This window comes from Pseudomonas sp. NPDC087346 (assembly GCF_044744235.1).
In the GTDB taxonomy this organism is placed as follows: Bacteria; Pseudomonadota; Gammaproteobacteria; order Pseudomonadales; family Pseudomonadaceae; genus Aquipseudomonas.
Genome location: NZ_JBIUXX010000004.1, coordinates 43,045 through 61,188, shown reverse-complemented (window position 1 = coordinate 61,188; position 18,144 = coordinate 43,045). Strand labels below are relative to the sequence as shown.

The window sequence follows — 18,144 nt, the reverse complement described above, 5'->3', positions numbered from 1 at the left end:
TGAGGAACGCTACAGAATTAATCAAAAAAATGAACATTATTCAAATAAATTGATTCTTTTTTTGGCGGGTAAGGGTGTAAAACTGCACAGCGCTCAGCATGGCTTTCCAGGCGCAACAGAGGCGAGCGATAGAAACTAACGAGTCAGTACAGACGGGTGAGGCGATCCTGCAGGTCTGGACTCAACGTTGTTTGTTTCCTGACTTTTGTACCGATCCCAGGGAGGGAGGATGCTATGATCTCGCGCGGCACTGATATGGATAGAACTGCAATTACCTACCTCACTTGTATATGCCCGGAATGATCATTCGGGGCGTGGCATTGATTGCAGTTAAAAATGGATGGTAAGTATTTTATGCACAGAAAAGAAAGATCGGAGAATCTGAAAAATAATATCAAATACTTGATAAAGAGCCGTGGGGAAACCCAGCTGTCTTTGTGCAATTCCAGTGGTTTGACCCGAACGACCATCTATAACATTCTCGAAGGGAAGGTGGTCAACGTACAGCACTCTACGGTCCGCAAGATATCTGACTTCTTCGGGGTGTCGTATGAAGAAATAGAAACCATCGATTTTGAAGAGAAGGAAATAATAGAGAGCAGTGTTTCTCCGCAGGGCAATATGAACCCGGCGGCAGTTCCCGTCATTAAGGAAAGCCTGCTTGTGCAGAATCTCGACAAGAGAATTGGCGAGTTGGCCACGCTTTATCCATTGACTTACTATTTCGGCACATCCTTTAACCTGATCGGCGTACTTCTGGAGCGCGAAATCAGTGGTATGAATGAGCCAGGCGATCTATTGATCGTGCAGAAAGGTTCGTCGAGCAACGACAGGGAAAAATTGCTGTACGACAAGGTCACAAAACAGTTATCGATAAGCCGTGAAGGTGGTGTCGATGCAGATCGTTTTTGTGTGGTCGGGGATATAATCGAGGAACGATTCAATGGATTGCAGCGTTGAAATGGAAAACAGCAAGTACAAGTTGTTGGGTTTTGAAAACGGTAAAAGCCTGGCTATCATCATGGTCATAGCTACCGGTAAAATAATTAAAATAAAGTTAAGTGAAGTGTTGAGTAGCGAGATTATGGATAATCTGAATAAAATAGAAGTGAAAAGCCTGTACAAGAAGTTTTACTCCCAGGGTGGCGCGCTCACGGCCTACGAAATAAACGACCGCCATGAAAATTCCTGGATGATTTATATCATTCTGAACCTGATGCTGTTTACGCTTTATATCTTCACCAGTATTGCTGCCACAAAACCGATCTACCTGGAATACCTGGATATCGTTGTAACGCCGGGGACCTTTCTTTATCCGCTGACCTTTTTAATCGTTGACTTGCTGAACGAGACCTTCGGCCTCAGGCTGGCACGAAGAGCGATACTCTTCGCTTTCATAAGCAATGCGGCCATCATCATTCTTCTGGCTATTACCACGCACCTTCCGGGGCTGCCCGGCTGGAAACTCGATGGGCCTTACAATGATGTCATCAGCCAACTGTCTTCGGTTCTGGTGGCGTCTTCGGTTTCGTTTCTGGTGTCCGAAAATATAAACTCGTACTTGTTGTGCAAGATCAAAGAGCTTACAAACTCAAGGTTTCTCTTCTTGCGAGTATTTCTGAGTACATTGTTTGCGGTTATCATCGACAGCTTTCTTTTTTGCTACATCGCCTTCTATGGGACGATGGAGAATAGCGCGATACTCAGCATGATTTACGTCCAGATAGCGATAAAGGTTGGCTTCGCCTTCTTTAATATCATGCCTGCCTACGGTGCAAGATCATTGTTCAAGAAGTATCTGACGGGTCATCAGGCTTGATGGGGTGACGCCAGCGCTCACTTGAGCTGTTCAAGTGAGCGCGTTTTTGTCGGGTGTTTACTTTAGGTTCAGCTTGGTTTTCAAACTGGTCATCACTTTTTCCTTGTTTTCCAGGAAGTCATTGAGACCTTTCGCACGAAGATTACAAGCGTCGCAATTTGAGCATCCGCTGCCCGTTACGCCGTTGTAGCAGGTCAACGTGTGATGACGAATCAAATCCAGTTGATGGTGGTAGTCGGCCAAGGCCCAGGTCTCGGCCTTGTTAAGCCACATCAGCGGGGTATCAAGCTGTAGTGTGTAGTCCATGCCCAATTCGAGGGCTTTGTTCAATGCCTTGACGAACTCATCACGGCAATCCGGATAGCCGGAGAAGTCTGTTTCACAAACGCCGGTAATGACGGTTTTCGCTTGCACCTGATACGCGTAAATAGACGCCAGGGTCAAAAACAGAATGTTTCTACCCGGCACAAAAGTACTGGGCAGACTTTCGCCGGAACTGTTAACGGTGGGGACGGGGATGTTGTCGCGTGTCAGGCTGCTGATGGCCAGTTCATTCAACAAGGATACGTCGAGTACCTTGTGGATTGTCACCCCAAGCTTTTTTGAAAGCTGCTGCGCAATTTCGATTTCTGCACGATGACGCTGACCATAGTCAAACGTGATGCAGTGTATTTCATCATAGTGGGTCAGTGCATGGATCAAGCAGGTTGTTGAGTCCTGGCCGCCACTAAAAACGATAACTGCTTTATTGGTCATGGTTATGCTTCCTGCATTGAACTGGTAATTTTCGGTGCGAATGGTAACTCGAAATGCCGGGCGCCAGAAGTTGCGTACAGGGGTAGGCGATTGTTTTCCAGCTAATCGCGGTATCCTGAGCGCACTTGAATACGGACGCTTTTCCATGCTGGTGATTTCCAACAACGTGCATCTGCCGGATGCCGAGATCGAGTTGACGGCCATTCGTGCGCAAGGCGCCGGTGGGCAGAACGTCAACAAGGTGTCGAGCGCGATGCATTTGCGCTTCGACATTCCTAATTCGTCCTTGCCCGAGTTCTACAAGGAGCGACTGCTGGCGCTGCGAGACAGTCGGATCACCAGCGATGGCGTGTTGATCATCAAGGCCCAGCAATACCGCACGCAGGAAGCCAATCGCGCCGATGCGCTGGAGCGCCTCACCGAGCTGATTCTCAGCGCCACCAAAGTCGAAAAGAAACGTCGCCCGACCAAACCGACCCTCGGTTCAAAGAAGCGTCGGCTCGAATCGAAGACCAAGCGCGGCAGCATCAAGGCCGGGCGCGGCAAGGTCGATTTCTAGGCTTCGCGGTATTTCGCCGTGTGCTTGTAGAGGTACACGCTCAACGCCAGACCGCTCAACGAGGCGAGGGCGGCAAACAAAAAGATCGAGGCAAAACCGAATCCGGCAGCAATCGCCCCGGCCAATGGCCCGGTGATCCCCAGCGACAAGTCGATGAACAGCGAATAGGCGCCGACCGCCGCGCCACGGCTGGAGGCTGGCACCAGATTGACTGCCTCGACACCCAGCGCCGGGAACACCAGCGAGAAACCGAAACCGCTGAGCGCCGCACCGGCCAATGCCCAATGCGCATCCGGCGCCAGCCACAACAGCAACAGGCCAAGGGTTTCCACCGACAGGCAGGCAATCGCCACACGGAAGCCGCCGAGTCGGTTGATCAGATTGCCGAACAACAGCCGCGCACCAATGAAGCTGGCACCGAACAGGCTCAGACAGAGCACGGCGTTTTCCCAGTGCTGCGTGGCGTAATACAGAGTGATGAAGGTCGCGATGGTGCCGAAACCAATCGAGCCCAGCGCCAGCCCGCAGCCGTGCGGGAATACCCGTCCGAGGACGTGCATGAATGGCAGGCGCTCACCGACCACAATCGGCGCGGCGGTTTTCGGCCACGCCAGCAGCAGGCCCAGCACCGCCAGCAGAACAATGCTGACGCCCATGCTCCACAGCCCAGATGGTTGACCAGCAACACACCCAATGGCGCGCCAACGGCCAGTGCGCCGTAGCTGGCGATACCGTTCCAGGAAATCACTTTGGCGGTGTTCGCCGCGCCGACCCGGCCGATGCCCCAGCCGATCGAGCCGGAACCGACCAGACTTTCTGCGCTGCCCAGCACCAGTCGGCCAACCAACAGGCTGATCAGGCTGAGCATCGGCAGGCTCTGGGTGAACGCCGAAATCAGCATGAACACGCCACTCAAACCGCAACCGGCCAGGCCATACATCACCGCCAGTTTGCTGCCCTTGTTGTCGATGATCTTGCCGGCATACGGACGGCTGAGCAGGGTGGCGAGGTATTGCACGCTGATCACTAGCCCGGCGATCACCGCACCGAAACCGAGGTCACTGTGGACATAGCCCGGCAGCACCGCGAGCGGAATGCCGATGTTCAGGTAACCGATAAAGGTGAAAAGGACGATGGAAACGACTTGCAGCGTGACCGCCAGGGGGCGCTGGGATTCTGGCATAGAGGGCGACATGGGCAACGGTCCACGGAAAAGCAGGATTAGATAGGCTGCTTATGATACCGGCGCGGGTGAATCAGGGGAGGTTAAAAGTAAAACTATTTGCTGGATGGCGAATTCAGGGCTTGGCCGGCGCGACCAGTTGGGTGGTGACCAATGCGGCGAGGGCGTTTTCTTCGCTGCCGAAGCGGGCGAGCAGGGCGGCCTGTTTCTCGGGGGAGAGGCGGTTCCAGATCTCGATCATTTTCTCGGTGGCGCCGATCAGTACGGCAGCTTGGCTTTCGGAGAATTCGTCGGTCATGGCGGGCTCGGTTTCAGGCAGTGTGGAAAGCGCATCTTAGCGCTTTCCACACGGTCTGTACGGCGGGGTGTTGCAGGTTACTCGTCGCGGTCGGCCTGGCGGCTGTCAGCGGCTTCTTTCGGCTCGGGCTGTTGGGCGCCGGCTTGTTGCGTGGTCGTCTGCTCAGGTTCGTGCAGGCTTGGGAAGGGGAGATTAGGAATCTCGTGCATGGTTGCGCTCCTCGCTAAGTCTGTTGATAGATCTGGTAGATCCGCGCTTTTACAAAGCTTGCGCAGGATACAGCAGGAAAAATGACAATCAGACTTTTAATTCGAATTATTGCGACAAAAGGCCGCAGGGAGCGCAAAAAGCTAAAGATCACCGCAAAGCAAATGTAGGAGCTGCCGGAGGCTGCGATCTTTTGATTCTGTTTTAAAAACAAGATCAAAAGATCGCAGCCTTCGGCAGCTCCTACAGGGTTTTGTGGTGTTACTTGCAGACGTTGGCGATGGCTTCGGCCAGCAGCGCCAGGCGCGTTGCATCGATGCCGGCGACGTTTGCCCGGCCCGAGCTGACCATGTACACGCCGTGATGATCGCGCAGGTTTTTCAGTTGTTCCGGCGACAGGCCGGTGTAGGAGAACATCCCGCGTTGCTCACCAATGTGCGCAAAACGTTCACGCAAACCGTGCGGCTCCAGCGCTTCAACCAGACCACTGCGCAACTGAGCGATGCGCTGACGCATGGCTTCCACTTCGTCGGCCCAGCGGCGTTTCAGCTCCGGGTCGGCGAGGATGGTGGCGACAACAGCGGCGCCGTGATCCGGTGGCGTTGACCACAGGTTGCGGGCGATGTTGGCCAGTTGGCTGCGGATGTCGATCAGCTTGTCAGCGGTTTTCGCGCAGACAATCAGCGCACCGGTACGGTCGCGATACAGGCCGAAGTTTTTCGAGCAAGAGCTAGTGATCAGCAGTTCCGGCAGTTCAGCCGCGAACAGTCGGGTCGACCACGCATCCTGCTCCAGACCGTCGCCAAAACCCTGGTAGGCAAAGTCGATCAGCGGCAGCAGATCACGCTGGCGGACAACATCCAGCACGCGCTGCCAGTCGTCGTGGCTCAGATCAAAACCGGTCGGGTTGTGGCAGCAGGCGTGCAGCAGCACCACATCACCTTTCGGCGCTTGGTTGAGCACGGCGAGCATCGCTTCGACGTCGAGGCGATTGTCGCTGCCCACGTACGGGTAGTGACTGACCTTGATCCCGGCCGTGGCGAAAATGGTTTCGTGGATCGGCCAGGTCGGATTGCTCAGCCACACGCCTTTGCCCGGCAGGCATTGGGCAATGAAGTCGGCCGCCAGACGCAGGGCGCCAGTGCCGCCCGGCGTCTGGGTAGCGCCGGCGCGTTGTTCGGCGATCAGTTTCGAGTCGGCGCCCAGCACCAGTTCGTTGATGACCTTGCCGAACAGCGGATTGCCGTGGCCACCGATGTAGGTCTTGGTGTCCTGGCTTTCAACCAGTCGCGCCTCGGCGATTTTTACCGCCTCGGGGATCGACGTCAGGCCCTGTGCGTCCTTGTAGACGCCAACGCCCAGGTCGAATTTGCGCGGGTTAGTGTCCTGCGCATAAGCCTCCATCAAGCCGAGGATCGGGTCGCCGGGTACCCGGCCGATGGCGTCGAAGTGCATTACTTGCGTCCTTCTGCGGTCTTGGCCACTTCGTCAGTGCGCGCGGCCATGATGAAGTCGTTGCGGTGCAGGCCTTTGATCGAGTGGCTCCACCAGGTCACGGTGACTTTGCCCCACTCGGTCAGCAGACCCGGGTGGTGACCTTCGGCTTCGGAGATCTCGCCAACGGCGTTGGTGAACGCCAGTGCGTGCTTGAAATTCTTGAACAGGAAGACTTTTTCCAGCTGCATGATGCTGTCGCGAACTTCGATGTTCCAGTCAGGGATCTGCTTGATCAGGATCGGCAGTTCTTCGTCGCTGACTTGCGGGGCATCGGCGCGGCAGGCTTCGCAGTGGGCTTGGTTCAATGTGGACATGGTGTATTCCTGAATTCGATTCTTGTTGGAAATTACTATCTTTGCGCGCAAGTCGCGAGCGGGTTCTGCTCAGGCCGCTTTCGGCTTGGGCGGAAATTTCGGCGCATGCAGACCCAACTGCATGCCTTGTCTGACCATGGCCATGATGTCTTCATGGGCCACATCGAACAGGCGCTTGAGGTTCGGCAGAACAAAGTACAGCGGCTGGAGGATGTCGATGCGGTACGGCGTGCGCATGGCTTCCAGCGGATCGAAGAGCTGATGCTCGGGCTCGTCCGACAGCGAGTAAACGGATTCTTTCGGCGAAGACAGAATGCCGCCACCGTAGATGCGCTTGCCTTGCGGGGTGTCGACCAGACCAAACTCGATGGTCATCCAGTACAGCCGCGCCAGATACACGCGTTCTTCCTTGGTGGCTTGCAGGCCGAGCTTGCCGTAGGTGTGGGTGAATTCGGCAAACCAAGGGTTGGTCAGCAGCGGGCAGTGGCCAAAAATCTCGTGGAAAATGTCCGGCTCTTGCAGATAGTCCAGCTCTTCGCGGGTACGAATGAACGTGGCCACCGGGAAGCGTTTGCTGGCGAGCAACTCAAAGAAGGTTTGAAACGGAATCAGCGCCGGGACGCGAGCGACCTGCCAACCGGTGGTTTCGCCGAGCACCTTGTTGATTTCGCCAAGTTGCGGGATGCGGTCGTGGGGCAGACCGAGTTTTTCGATACCGTCCAGGTATTCCTGGCACGCCCGACCCTCGATCACTTTCAACTGGCGAGTGATCAGCGTGTTCCACACCGCGTGTTCTTCGGCGGGGTAATCGATAAAACCTTGCGCATCGGGCTCGCGGGCCACGTATTGCGTCTGCTTCATGCTGCTCTCCTGCTAAGGGGAATTCGTTCTTGTTATGTCCAGCGATGGACCTAGAAATAACGCAGGACGTTGCCGGTTGCAGCAGGTGATTGCGAGGGGGATGTAGGAAGAATCATTGATATTCGTAAAGTAATCGTTACGGATTTGCCCTTAACTCGGGATTGCGGTGATTTTCGGGTTTGAAAAGGGCTGTAGGTGTCACATAATCTTGACGGTTATCTGCGTGCCTCAGCAGAAAAGTACGGCACGTTCCCCTGTAGGAGTGAGCCTGCTCGCGATAGCAGTGTGTCAGTTCACATCAATTTGCCTGACACACTGCTATCGCCAGCAGGCTGGCTCCCACAGGTAATTCACTGTCTTCAGGTCTCTCTTTGTTTCTCGGGTCTTATATATGCGCATCAAAGTCCATTGTCAGAACCGCATCGGCATCCTGCGCGACATCCTCAATCTGTTGGTCGAGTACGGGATCAACGTCGCGCGCGGTGAGGTCGGCGGCGAGCATGGCAATGCGATCTATCTGCACTGCCCGAACCTGATCAACATCCAGTTCCAGGCGCTGCGTCCCAAGTTCGAGGCGATTGCCGGGGTGTTTGGCGTCAAACGGGTCGGCTTGATGCCGAGCGAGCGGCGACACATGGAGCTGAATGCGTTGCTTGGCGCCCTGGAGTTTCCGGTGCTGTCGATCGACATGGGCGGCTCCATTGTGGCGGCCAACCGTGCGGCGGCGCAGTTGCTCGGGGTGCGGGTTGATGAGGTGCCGGGGATTCCGCTGTCTCGATACGCCGAAGATTTCGATCTGCCGGAGCTGGTGCGCGCCAATAAATCGCGAATCAACGGCATGCGCGTGAAGGTCAAGGGTGACGTCTTTCTGGCTGACATCGCGCCGCTGCAATCGGAACACGACGACAGCGAAGCCATGGCCGGTGCGGTGCTGACGCTGCATCGAGCGGACCGGGTCGGTGAGCGCATCTACAACGTGCGCAAACAGGAGCTGCGCGGCTTCGACAGCATCTTCCAGAGTTCGAAAGTCATGGCCGCAGTGGTGCGCGAAGCGCGACGCATGGCGCCGCTGGATGCGCCGCTATTGATAGAAGGTGAAACCGGCACCGGCAAAGAACTGCTGGCGCGTGCCTGCCACCTCGCCAGTCCGCGTGGGCAGTCGCCGTTGATGGCGCTCAACTGCGCGGGGCTGCCAGAGTCGATGGCCGAGACCGAGTTGTTCGGTTACGGGCCGGGTGCTTTTGAAGGGGCGCGGGCCGAAGGCAAGCTCGGCCTGCTGGAGTTGACGGCGGGCGGCACCTTGTTTCTCGATGGCGTCGGTGAGATGAGCCCGCGCTTGCAGGTGAAGTTGCTGCGCTTTTTGCAGGATGGCTGCTTCCGGCGTGTGGGCAGTGACGAGGAGGTCTATCTGGATGTGCGGGTGATCTGCGCGACTCAGGTTGATCTGTCGGAACTGTGCTCCCGGGGTGAATTTCGTCAGGATTTGTACCATCGCTTGAACGTGCTTTCGCTGCATATTCCGCCGCTGCGTGAATGCCTCGATGGTTTGGCACCACTGGTCGAGCACTTCCTCGATCAGGCCAGTCGACAGATCGGTTGCCCGCTGCCGAAACTGGCGCCGGCAGCGATGGACCGGCTCAGTCATTACCACTGGCCGGGCAACGTGCGGCAATTGGAGAACGTGCTGTTTCAGGCGGTTTCGCTGTGTGAGGGCGGGACGGTCAAAGCTGAACATATTCGCCTGCCGGATTATGGCGTGCGTCAGCCGCTTGGCGATTTTTCGCTGGAGGGCGGGTTGGACGAGATTGTCGGGCGCTTCGAGAAAGCGGTGCTGGAGCGTTTGTACTCAGAGCATCCGAGCAGTCGACAACTGGGCAAGCGACTCGGGGTTTCACATACAACAATCGCCAATAAACTGCGCGAGTATGAGGTGGGTAAAGACACTGAAGCTTAAGATCAAAAGATCGCAGCGTGCCGCAGCTCCTACAGGGGAATGTATTTCAAGGTAGGAGCTGCGGCACGCTGCGATCTTTTGATCTGTTGCCGCCAAGCGGCATTCCACCGCCGGTTTTTCGACTTCGATACATTTCAGATTTCCCCTCGCTTTCCCTCAAGTCCTTTGTTTACCGGGCTCTCGGCCGCCAAATAAAAGTTGGTCTGCAAATTGCTTATGGCTCAGCAGTACAGCGGTGGGCGGCAAACGTCCGGCATGCAGAGGAAAGAGTGTGGACAAGTACCTTTATGTGGCAATGACCGGCGCCAGCCAGAATGCACTGGCGCAGAAGGCTCATGCGAACAACCTGGCGAACATCTCCACCAACGGTTTCCAGAAAGACCTGGAGCAGGCGCGTTCGATGCCGGTGTTTGGTGACAGCTTTCCGGCGCGTGCGTTTGCCATGAGCGAACGCCCGGCCACCGACTTCTCGCCGGGCTCGCTGGTGCAGACCGGACGTGACCTCGACGTCGCCGTGACCGGCAACGGTTTTATCGCCGTGCAGAACCCGAACGGCGGTGAAAGCTACGTGCGCACCGGCAGCCTCAACATCGACGCCCTCGGCGTATTGCGCGCCGGCAACGGCATGGCCGTGATGGGCAATGGCGGGCCGATTGCCGTGCCGCCAGAGCAGCAGGTCGAAGTCGGTGAAGACGGCACCATCAGTATTCGTGCGATGGGCGAAGGCCCGCGCGTCATGGCGGAAGTCGACCGGATCAAACTGGTCAACCCGGACATCAAGAACATGAACAAGGGCCTCGACGGCTCGATCTACACCAAGGACGGCCAGCCTGCGCCGGCCGATGCCAACGTCAAACTGGTGTCGGGTTTCCTGGAGTCGAGCAACGTCAATGCCGTGGAAGAAATGACATCGGTACTGGCTCTGTCCAAGCAGTTCGAATTGCACATCAAGATGATGAACACCGCCAAAGACGACGACCAGGCCATGGCTCGGGTCTTGCAGATCAGCTAATTATCAGAACGTCGCGCCGTAAAACAGGCGCACGAGGAGAATCGAATGCTTCCGGCTCTATGGGTTGCCAAAACAGGTCTGTCCGCCCAGGACACCAACCTGACCACCATCTCCAACAACCTGGCGAACGTGTCGACCACGGGTTTCAAACGTGATCGCGCCGAGTTCCAGGACTTGCTGTATCAAATCAAGCGTCAGCCTGGCGCCCAGTCGACTCAGGACAGCGAACTGCCGTCCGGTCTGCAACTGGGTACCGGTGTGCGCATTGTCGGCACGCAGAAAAACTTCACCGCCGGCAGCCTGCAAACCACCGAGCAGCCGTTGGACCTGGCCGTCGACGGTCGCGGTTTCTTCCAGATCCTGCAACCGGACGGCACCACGTCCTACACCCGTGACGGTACTTTCCACCTCGATTCCAATGGCCAGATCGTCAACGCCAGTGGTTTCGCTCTGGAACCAGCCATCGTCATCCCGAACAACGCCCAGAGCTTCACCGTCGGTACCGACGGCACAGTGTCCATCACTGTTCCAGGTAACCCGGCCGCTCAGGTGATCGGCAACCTGCAAACCGCCGACTTCATCAACCCGGCCGGTCTGCAAGCCGTGGGCAACAACCTGTTCCTGGAAACTGCTGCTTCGGGCGCACCGCAAATCGGTACCCCGGGCCTGAACGGTTTCGGCACCACGTTGCAGAACACTCTGGAAGGTTCCAACGTCAGCACCGTTGAAGAGATGGTCAACATGATCACCACTCAGCGCGCTTACGAGATGAACTCCAAGGTGATCTCCACCGCCGACCAGATGCTCTCGTTCGTAACGCAGAATCTGTAATCAGTCTATGAGGCGGCCATGAGGCTGCCTGCAACACCGTGAGGTAGGGTCATGAAACGCTTCGTATCTGTTCTGGCATTGGGTGGGGTCGTCTCGCTCGCGGGCTGCGTCGCACCGACGCCCAAGCCCAATGACCCTTACTACGCTCCGGTGTTGCCGCGCACGCCGTTGCCGGCAGCCGCCAATAACGGCTCGATCTATCAGGCCGGTTTCGAGCAGAACCTGTACAGCGACCGCAAGGCATTCCGGGTCGGTGACATCATCACCATCACCCTGAACGAGAAAACCCAGGCCAGCAAAAACGCCAACTCGCAAGTGGCCAAGAACAGCAAGACCGGCATCGGCCTGACTTCGCTGTTCGGCGGCAGTGGCACCACCAACAATCCGTTGGGCGGTAATGACCTGAGTCTGGATGTCGGCTACAGCGGCGACCGTGCGACCAAGGGTGACAGCAAGGCTGCGCAGGGCAACACCCTGACCGGCTCGGTCACCGTGACCGTCGCCGACGTCTTGCCCAACGGCATCATCGCCGTGCGTGGCGAGAAGTGGATGACCCTCAACACTGGCGACGAGCTGGTGCGGATTGCCGGTCTGGTACGTGCCGATGACATCGCCACCGACAACACCGTTTCGTCGACCCGGGTCGCCGATGCGCGCATTACCTATTCGGGTACCGGTTCGTTTGCCGATGCGAGTCAGCCAGGCTGGTTCGACCGTTTCTTCCTCAGCCCGCTGTTCCCTTTCTAGGTGGCTACTTTGAAGTTCAAGAGCCTCATGCTGGCTGCGGCATTGATGTCCGCAGCCTTTGGCGCCCACGCCGAGCGGTTGAAAGACATCGCCAGTATTTCCGGCGTGCGTTCCAACCAGTTGATCGGTTACGGCCTGGTGGTCGGGCTTAACGGCACCGGTGACCAGACGACGCAAACCCCGTTCACCCTGCAGACCTTCAACAACATGCTCTCGCAGTTCGGCATCAAAGTGCCGCCGGGTTCGGGCAACGTGCAGTTGAAAAACGTCGCAGCGGTATCGGTGAGTGCCGATCTGCCGGCGTTCGCCAAACCGGGTCAGCAAGTCGACATCACCGTGTCCTCGATCGGTAACTCCAAGAGCCTGCGTGGCGGCACATTGTTGCTGACCCCGCTCAAGGGTATCGACGGCAACGTCTACGCCATCGCTCAGGGCAATTTGGTGGTCGGCGGTTTTGATGCTGAAGGTCGTGACGGTTCGAAGATCACCGTCAACGTTCCGTCGGCCGGTCGCATCCCTGGCGGTGCGTCGGTGGAGCGTTCGGTGCCGAGTGGTTTCAACCAGGGCAACAGCCTGACGCTGAACCTCAACCGTTCCGACTTCACCACGGCCAAGCGCATCGTCGACAAGATCAACGACATGCTCGGCCCTGGCGTGGCTCAGGCCATCGACGGCGGCTCGATCCGGGTCAGCGCGCCGCTCGATCCGAGCCAGCGTGTCGACTATCTGTCGATCCTCGAAAACCTTGAAGTCGATCCGGGTCAGGCGGTGGCGAAAGTCATCATCAACTCGCGCACCGGCACCATCGTTATCGGCCAGAACGTGAAAGTCTCGCCAGCCGCCGTGACCCACGGCAGCCTGACCGTGACCATCACCGAAGATCCTATCGTCAGCCAGCCGGGCCCGCTGTCCAATGGTCAGACTGCCGTGGTGCCGCGTTCACGAGTGAATGCCCAGCAGGAAGCCAAACCGATGTTCAAGTTCGGCCCGGGCACTACCCTCGACGAGATCGTGCGTGCGGTGAACCAGGTCGGCGCGGCACCGGGTGACTTGATGGCCATTCTCGAAGCACTGAAGCAGGCCGGCGCGTTGCAAGCCGACCTGATCGTGATCTGAGGACGGCGAACATGGATATGCGCAAAGGCAGTCTGGTCGATACCGGCGATTCGGGTTCCTATTCCGACCTTAATCGTCTGAACCAGCTCAAGGTCGGCGACAAGAACAGCGATGCGAACATGCGCAAGGTTGCGCAGGAATTCGAATCGCTGTTCCTTGGTGAAATGCTCAAGTCGATGCGTTCGGCCACCGAGGCATTGGGCAAAGACAACCCGATGAACACCCCGGCTGCCAAGCAGTATCAGGAAATGTACGACCAGCAACTGGCGGTCTCGATGTCCCGCGAAGGCGGTGGTATCGGTCTGGCCGACGTGTTGCTCAAGCAGATGTCGAAGAACAAACCGCTGGCGCCGGGCGAGGCTGCGGCCGCATCCGCCGCCAAGCAGGAAGCGGCGAAAGCCGCAGCGGTACCGACGCCGATTGCCGCTGGCACGGTGGGCACCGGGCCGTTGTCGCGCCTCAATGGCGAGCGTCCGTTGTGGGCATCGCGCGCGCTGCATGCGCCGAACACCCAGCTTGCGCACAGCAACGACATGGAAATGATCAATAAGCGTCGCCTGGCGTTGCCGCCGAAACTGGCTGATCGCTTGCTTGCGGGTCTGGTGCCTTCGGCTACGCCGGCAGCTTCCACCCAATTGCCCACGCGCGGTACCACCGTCACCGGTTCCGGCCCGCTGTACAACGGCGACTGGCTGGCGCGGGCCGAGGCGGACAAATCCTCCGACGGCCAGATGCAGATTTACGGTCGTGCCATGGCGCAGATTCCGCTGGCGCCGGCGAAACGTGCGTTCAGTTCTGCCGACCAGTTCGTCAACACCATGCTGCCGATGGCCAAAGAAGCCGCCGCGCGTATCGGTGTCGATCCGCGTTACCTGGTGGCGCAAGCCGCACTGGAAACCGGCTGGGGCAAATCGGTCATGCGCGCTCAGGATGGCAGCAGCAGCCACAACCTGTTCGGCATCAAGGCGAGCAGCAACTGGAAGGGCGATTCGGCCCGGGCGATCACCAGCGAATTCCGCGATGGGCAGATGGTCAAGGAGACGGCCGAGTTCCGTTCCTACGCCTCGTACAAGGACAGTTTCCACGATCTGGTGACTTTGCTGCAGACCAACAATCGCTATCAAGATGTTGTGAAGTCGGCCGATAACCCAGAACAGTTTGTACGCGAGTTGCAAAAGGCCGGTTACGCGACCGACCCGAACTACGCGACAAAGATTTCGCAGATAGCCAAGCAGATGAACAGTTTCCAAAACTACGCTGCGGCGGGTGTATCCACCACGCCTTTATAAGGCACAAGGTATAAGGTCTGAACCATGAGTTTGCTCAATATCGGAATGTCGGGTCTGGCGGCTAGCCAGTCCTCTCTGGCAACGACAGGCAACAACATTGCCAACGTCGACACCGCCGGTTATTCACGCCAGCAAACCGTGCAGGGCACCAAGTCCTCGCAGCAGTTCGGCACCGTTTTCATCGGCACGGGCACCACCCTGGCCGACGTGCGTCGGGTGTACAACTCCTACCTGGAAACCCAGTTGCATACGGCGACTTCGCTCGACAGCGAATCGGCCGCGTATCTGGCTCAGACCACGCCACTGGATGCCACGCTGTCCGACACCAACACCGGTCTGACCGGCGTGTTGCAGAAGTTCTTCACCTCGATGCAGGGCGTATCGACCTCGGCGACCGACGACACTTCCCGTCAATCGGTGCTGACGGGCGCGCAGGCGCTCACCAACCGCTTCAATACCATTTCCAAGCAGTTGAATGACCAGAACACCACGATCAACGGCAGCCTTGGCGACATGGCGGCCCAGGTGAATAAGCTGGCCACCTCGATTGCTACGCTGAACCAGAAAATCGGTGAGATCTCCACCAGCGGCGGCCAGCCGAACGACCTGCTCGACAGTCGTAACGAAGCCGTGCGCCAGTTGTCCGAACTGACCGGCACTCAAGTCGTCGAGCGCGGCACCAGTTTCGACGTCTACATCGGCAGCGGCCAGCCGCTGGTGATCGGCAACACCACTAACACGCTGAGCACCGTGGCTCTCAAGGGCGACCCGTCGCGCGTGGGCATCCAGATGGATCGCGGTTCGAGCACCATCGATATCACTTCGGCGATGAGCGGTGGTGAAATCGGTGGCCTGCTGACTTATCGCAGCGATGTGCTTGATCCTTCGCTTAACGAATTGGGTCGTGTCGCGCTGGTCATTGCGGATCAGATCAACAGCCAGCAAGCCCAGGGCATCGACAAGAACGGTGACTTTGGCGCAGCGATTTTCAACAATATCAATAGTGCCGCTCTGGTCAGCCAGCGCAGCATCGCGCAGTCAGGCAACAGCACCGGTTCGGGCAATCTTGATGTGACCATCAAGGACACCGGCAAGCTGACCAGCAGCGACTATCAGGTGACGTTCACCAGCGCGACCGACTACAGCGTCAAGCGCTCCGACGGCACCGACATGGGCTCCTTCAGCACCACGACCACGCCACCTCCAGTGATCGACGGCTTCAGCCTCTCACTCAATGGCGGCGCGTTGAGTGCGGGCGACAGCTTCAAGGTGACCCCGACCCGCAATGCGGCAGCGAGCATTCAGACTGTACTCACCGACCCGAAGAAAATTGCTGCGGCAGGTCCGCTGACCGGTGTGGCCAGCGCCAGCAACTCTGGCACTTACACCCAGCCGACGCTCAGCGACACGATCAATATCTACGACCCGGCTTCTCAGGCCGAGATGCAGGCGGCGCTGAAGAATTCGACGCCGGTCAAACTGGTGTTCGGTGCGGCGAGCGGTGGCAGTCAGACCTACAACATGGTTGATGCCAAGGGGTTCACCATTGGCTCCGGCGTCATCGTTCCGGGCCAGGCCAACACCCTGAATCTGAAAGTCGGTATGGTCGATGCCAGCGGCAACCCGGTCATGGACACGACTGTTACGCCGAATGTGCAGAAGACCTTCACCGTGCAGACCACGGTCGGCGGCACACCAAAAACCGGCGAAACCTTCACCATGAACCTGACCGGTGCGGCGTCTTCGGACAACCGCAACGCCCAAGCGCTGGTCGGCCTGCAAACCAAACAAACCGTGGATACCGGTTCGGCGAGCAAAGGCATCAGCCTGACCGACGCCTATAACAAACTGGTGACCAACGTCGGTACCAAGGCTGCTCAAGGCAAGTCCGACAGCGCCGCCACCACGGCAATCCTGGCACAGGCACAGGGCGCGCGTGATTCGTTGTCCGGGGTCAACCTGGATGAAGAAACCGGCAACCTGGTCAAGTATCAGCAGTACTACACAGCGTCTTCGCAGATCATCAAAGCTGCGCAGGAAACTTTCGCCACGCTGATCAACAGCCTTTAAGGAGTCGTAATTCATGCGCATTTCCACCGCCCAGTATTACGGAACGCAAGCTTCGGACTATCAGCGTAACTTCAACAAGGCTGTCGCCACCGCGAGCGAGGCGAGCAGCCTGACGCGCATCAATACCGCAGCGGATGATCCTATCGGCGCCGGGCGTTTGCTGCAGCTGGGTCAGCAGGCGGCAATGCTCGATCAGTACACCACCAACATCAGCAGCACCAAGAGTGCGCTGACGGTGCAGGAAACCACGCTGGATTCCATCACCACGGCGTTGCAGAGTGCCAAGGAAATCTCCCTGGCCGCCAACAACGGCAACCTTACCGACAAGGACCGCCAGGCTTACGCTGCGCAACTGTCGCAGATCCAGCAACAAGTCCTGGGCCTGATGAACTCCAAGGATGCCGACGGCAACTACCTGTTTTCCGGTTCGAAAACCGATACCGCGCCGTACTCGCAAAACAACGACGGCACTTACAGCTACAACGGTGACCAGACCACCATCAATCTGGGCATTGGCGACGGTACGTCGGTTGGTACCAACACTACCGGCTGGGACGCGTTCCAGCAGACCATCAACACCGCTCGCACCAACACCACCATGACCGCTCCACCGGTTGACGACGGTCGTGTCGTGCTGTCCAACGGTACGGTCGGAACGGCTGCCACCTACAACGCCAAATTTGCCGGCGGCGAGCCTTACACCGTCAGCTTCCTCAGCAGTACGCAGCTGAAAATCACCGATGCGCTGGGTAATGATGTTACGGCTGAAGCAACCCAGAATGGTTTGATCAGCAACAGCAGCGGTGCCAACCAGACGGTCAGCTTCCGTGGTGTCGACATGAAGTTGAACATCAACCTCAAGGCGGGTGACACCAACCCCGACGCGGTTATCGCCGGGCACAGCTTCCAATTGTCGGCCACGCCTGACTCGTTCACTACCGCGCGTAGCCCGGGCAACCCGTCGACCGCCGTTATCACCGGTTCGAACATCACTGATCCTGTGGCTTACAACAACGCCTTCCCGCAGGGCGGTGCAGTCCTCAAGTTCACCAGCGCCACTGCTTTTGATTTGTATGCGGCGCCTGTCACTGCCGACAGCAAACCAGTGTCCTCGGGTACTGTCGCTGGCGGTAACGCAACCGCTGCGGGCGTGACCTTTGCATTGGGCAACACTCCTGCAGCCGGTGATCAGTTTTCGATCCAGTCGAACAACCATCAGACGCAGAATATCCTCGATACGCTGGGTCAGATGGTGACCGCGCTGAATGCGCCGATCGATGGCAATGACGTCGCCAAGCAAAAATTCCAGGGCATCATGGAAGCGGGGCTTGGTAACATCGATAGCGCTTCCAATCAGGTCGGCGCCGCTGTCACTTCAATCGGTGCTCGTGGCCAATCGCTGGATATGCAAACCATCACCAATCAGAGCCTGAGCACCGCCAATACCACGACTCAAGGCTCGATCCGTGATTCGGACCCGGCAGAAGTCATGACGCGTCTGACTCTGCAACAAACCATGCTGCAAGCGGCGCAACTGGCATTCAGCAAGATCAGCCAGTTGGGCCTGTTCAACAAGATCTGACGGTAACCGGGCGCGCAAGCGCCCGTTTGTTTTGGCTCTTGAGTATCTA

General features: G+C 57.7%; 17 protein-coding genes and 1 pseudogene. 11 read left to right on the top strand and 7 right to left on the bottom strand.

Annotated features, from left to right (window positions below; genetic code table 11):
* The first annotated feature begins 354 nt into the window (after positions 1 to 354).
* The gene (locus tag ACIOZM_RS03925) at positions 355 to 960 is read left to right on the top strand and encodes a helix-turn-helix transcriptional regulator (protein ID WP_401209827.1); all 606 of its coding nucleotides are present in this window, start codon (positions 355 to 357) and stop codon (positions 958 to 960) included.
* Positions 944 to 1,819 (top strand): queuosine precursor transporter, encoded by an 876-nt coding sequence (locus ACIOZM_RS03920; RefSeq protein ID WP_401209824.1) that lies wholly within the window; start codon positions 944 to 946, stop codon positions 1,817 to 1,819. The genes ACIOZM_RS03925 and ACIOZM_RS03920 overlap by 17 nt, the downstream gene beginning before the upstream one ends.
* A gap of 57 nt (positions 1,820 to 1,876) precedes the next feature.
* Here ACIOZM_RS03920 and queC read toward each other — a convergent pair whose 3' ends face one another.
* On the bottom strand, positions 1,877 to 2,575 hold the full coding sequence (queC, locus tag ACIOZM_RS03915; RefSeq protein ID WP_401209923.1) for a 7-cyano-7-deazaguanine synthase QueC: 699 nt from the start codon (positions 2,573 to 2,575) through the stop codon (positions 1,877 to 1,879).
* A gap of 145 nt (positions 2,576 to 2,720) precedes the next feature.
* Here queC and arfB point away from each other — a divergent pair, with 145 nt between their 5' ends.
* On the top strand, positions 2,721 to 3,134 hold the full coding sequence (gene arfB, locus ACIOZM_RS03910; protein ID WP_401209821.1) for an alternative ribosome rescue aminoacyl-tRNA hydrolase ArfB: 414 nt from the start codon (positions 2,721 to 2,723) through the stop codon (positions 3,132 to 3,134).
* On the opposite strand, the pseudogene ACIOZM_RS03905 reads toward arfB, so the two are convergent.
* From ACIOZM_RS03905 to phhA, 6 genes and pseudogenes are all read right to left on the bottom strand, one after another.
* Positions 3,131 to 4,317 (bottom strand): annotated as a pseudogene (locus tag ACIOZM_RS03905) (MFS transporter). The gene arfB and the pseudogene ACIOZM_RS03905 overlap by 4 nt on opposite strands.
* 115 nt (positions 4,318 to 4,432) lie before the next feature.
* Complete coding sequence (locus ACIOZM_RS03900; RefSeq protein ID WP_003222790.1) at positions 4,433 to 4,615, bottom strand: hypothetical protein; 183 nt, start codon at positions 4,613 to 4,615, stop codon at positions 4,433 to 4,435.
* A 77-nt stretch (positions 4,616 to 4,692) separates the two neighbouring features.
* The gene (locus ACIOZM_RS03895; RefSeq protein WP_401209818.1) at positions 4,693 to 4,824 is read right to left on the bottom strand and encodes a hypothetical protein; all 132 of its coding nucleotides are present in this window, start codon (positions 4,822 to 4,824) and stop codon (positions 4,693 to 4,695) included.
* A 259-nt stretch (positions 4,825 to 5,083) separates the two neighbouring features.
* The gene (locus ACIOZM_RS03890; protein WP_401209815.1) at positions 5,084 to 6,277 is read right to left on the bottom strand and encodes an amino acid aminotransferase; all 1,194 of its coding nucleotides are present in this window, start codon (positions 6,275 to 6,277) and stop codon (positions 5,084 to 5,086) included.
* Positions 6,277 to 6,633 carry a 4a-hydroxytetrahydrobiopterin dehydratase gene (locus ACIOZM_RS03885; protein WP_003222798.1) on the bottom strand — a complete coding sequence of 119 codons (357 nt, stop codon included), beginning with the start codon at positions 6,631 to 6,633 and terminating at the stop codon, positions 6,277 to 6,279. The genes ACIOZM_RS03890 and ACIOZM_RS03885 overlap by 1 nt, the downstream gene beginning before the upstream one ends.
* Positions 6,634 to 6,702: 69 nt before the next feature.
* Positions 6,703 to 7,494, bottom strand: a complete 792-nt coding sequence (gene phhA, locus ACIOZM_RS03880; RefSeq protein ID WP_401209813.1) for a phenylalanine 4-monooxygenase — start codon at positions 7,492 to 7,494, stop codon at positions 6,703 to 6,705.
* Between the two features lie 391 nt (positions 7,495 to 7,885).
* Between phhA and ACIOZM_RS03875 the strand changes: the two genes are divergently transcribed.
* From ACIOZM_RS03875 to ACIOZM_RS03840, 8 genes are all read left to right on the top strand, one after another.
* Positions 7,886 to 9,448: a sigma-54-dependent transcriptional regulator gene (locus tag ACIOZM_RS03875; protein WP_401209811.1), complete on the top strand. Its 1,563-nt coding sequence runs from the start codon at positions 7,886 to 7,888 to the stop codon at positions 9,446 to 9,448.
* Between the two features lie 271 nt (positions 9,449 to 9,719).
* Positions 9,720 to 10,460 (top strand): flagellar basal body rod protein FlgF, encoded by a 741-nt coding sequence (locus tag ACIOZM_RS03870; RefSeq protein ID WP_401209808.1) that lies wholly within the window; start codon positions 9,720 to 9,722, stop codon positions 10,458 to 10,460.
* Positions 10,461 to 10,505: 45 nt separating this feature from the next.
* Entirely contained in the window at positions 10,506 to 11,291 is a 786-nt protein-coding gene (gene flgG / locus ACIOZM_RS03865) for a flagellar basal-body rod protein FlgG (RefSeq protein ID WP_129390828.1), read from the top strand.
* A gap of 51 nt (positions 11,292 to 11,342) precedes the next feature.
* The gene (flgH, locus tag ACIOZM_RS03860) at positions 11,343 to 12,038 is read left to right on the top strand and encodes a flagellar basal body L-ring protein FlgH (protein WP_401209805.1); all 696 of its coding nucleotides are present in this window, start codon (positions 11,343 to 11,345) and stop codon (positions 12,036 to 12,038) included.
* Positions 12,039 to 12,065: 27 nt separating this feature from the next.
* The gene (locus ACIOZM_RS03855) at positions 12,066 to 13,154 is read left to right on the top strand and encodes a flagellar basal body P-ring protein FlgI (RefSeq protein WP_401209920.1); all 1,089 of its coding nucleotides are present in this window, start codon (positions 12,066 to 12,068) and stop codon (positions 13,152 to 13,154) included.
* An 11-nt stretch (positions 13,155 to 13,165) separates the two neighbouring features.
* Complete coding sequence (gene flgJ, locus ACIOZM_RS03850) at positions 13,166 to 14,443, top strand: flagellar assembly peptidoglycan hydrolase FlgJ (RefSeq protein ID WP_401209802.1); 1,278 nt, start codon at positions 13,166 to 13,168, stop codon at positions 14,441 to 14,443.
* A 24-nt stretch (positions 14,444 to 14,467) separates the two neighbouring features.
* Positions 14,468 to 16,513: a flagellar hook-associated protein FlgK gene (gene flgK / locus ACIOZM_RS03845; protein ID WP_401209799.1), complete on the top strand. Its 2,046-nt coding sequence runs from the start codon at positions 14,468 to 14,470 to the stop codon at positions 16,511 to 16,513.
* Between the two features lie 13 nt (positions 16,514 to 16,526).
* A complete protein-coding gene (locus tag ACIOZM_RS03840) occupies positions 16,527 to 18,095 on the top strand; it encodes a flagellar hook-associated protein 3 (RefSeq protein ID WP_401209796.1) in 1,569 nt (522 codons plus the stop codon).
* Positions 18,096 to 18,144: the final 49 nt, after the last annotated feature.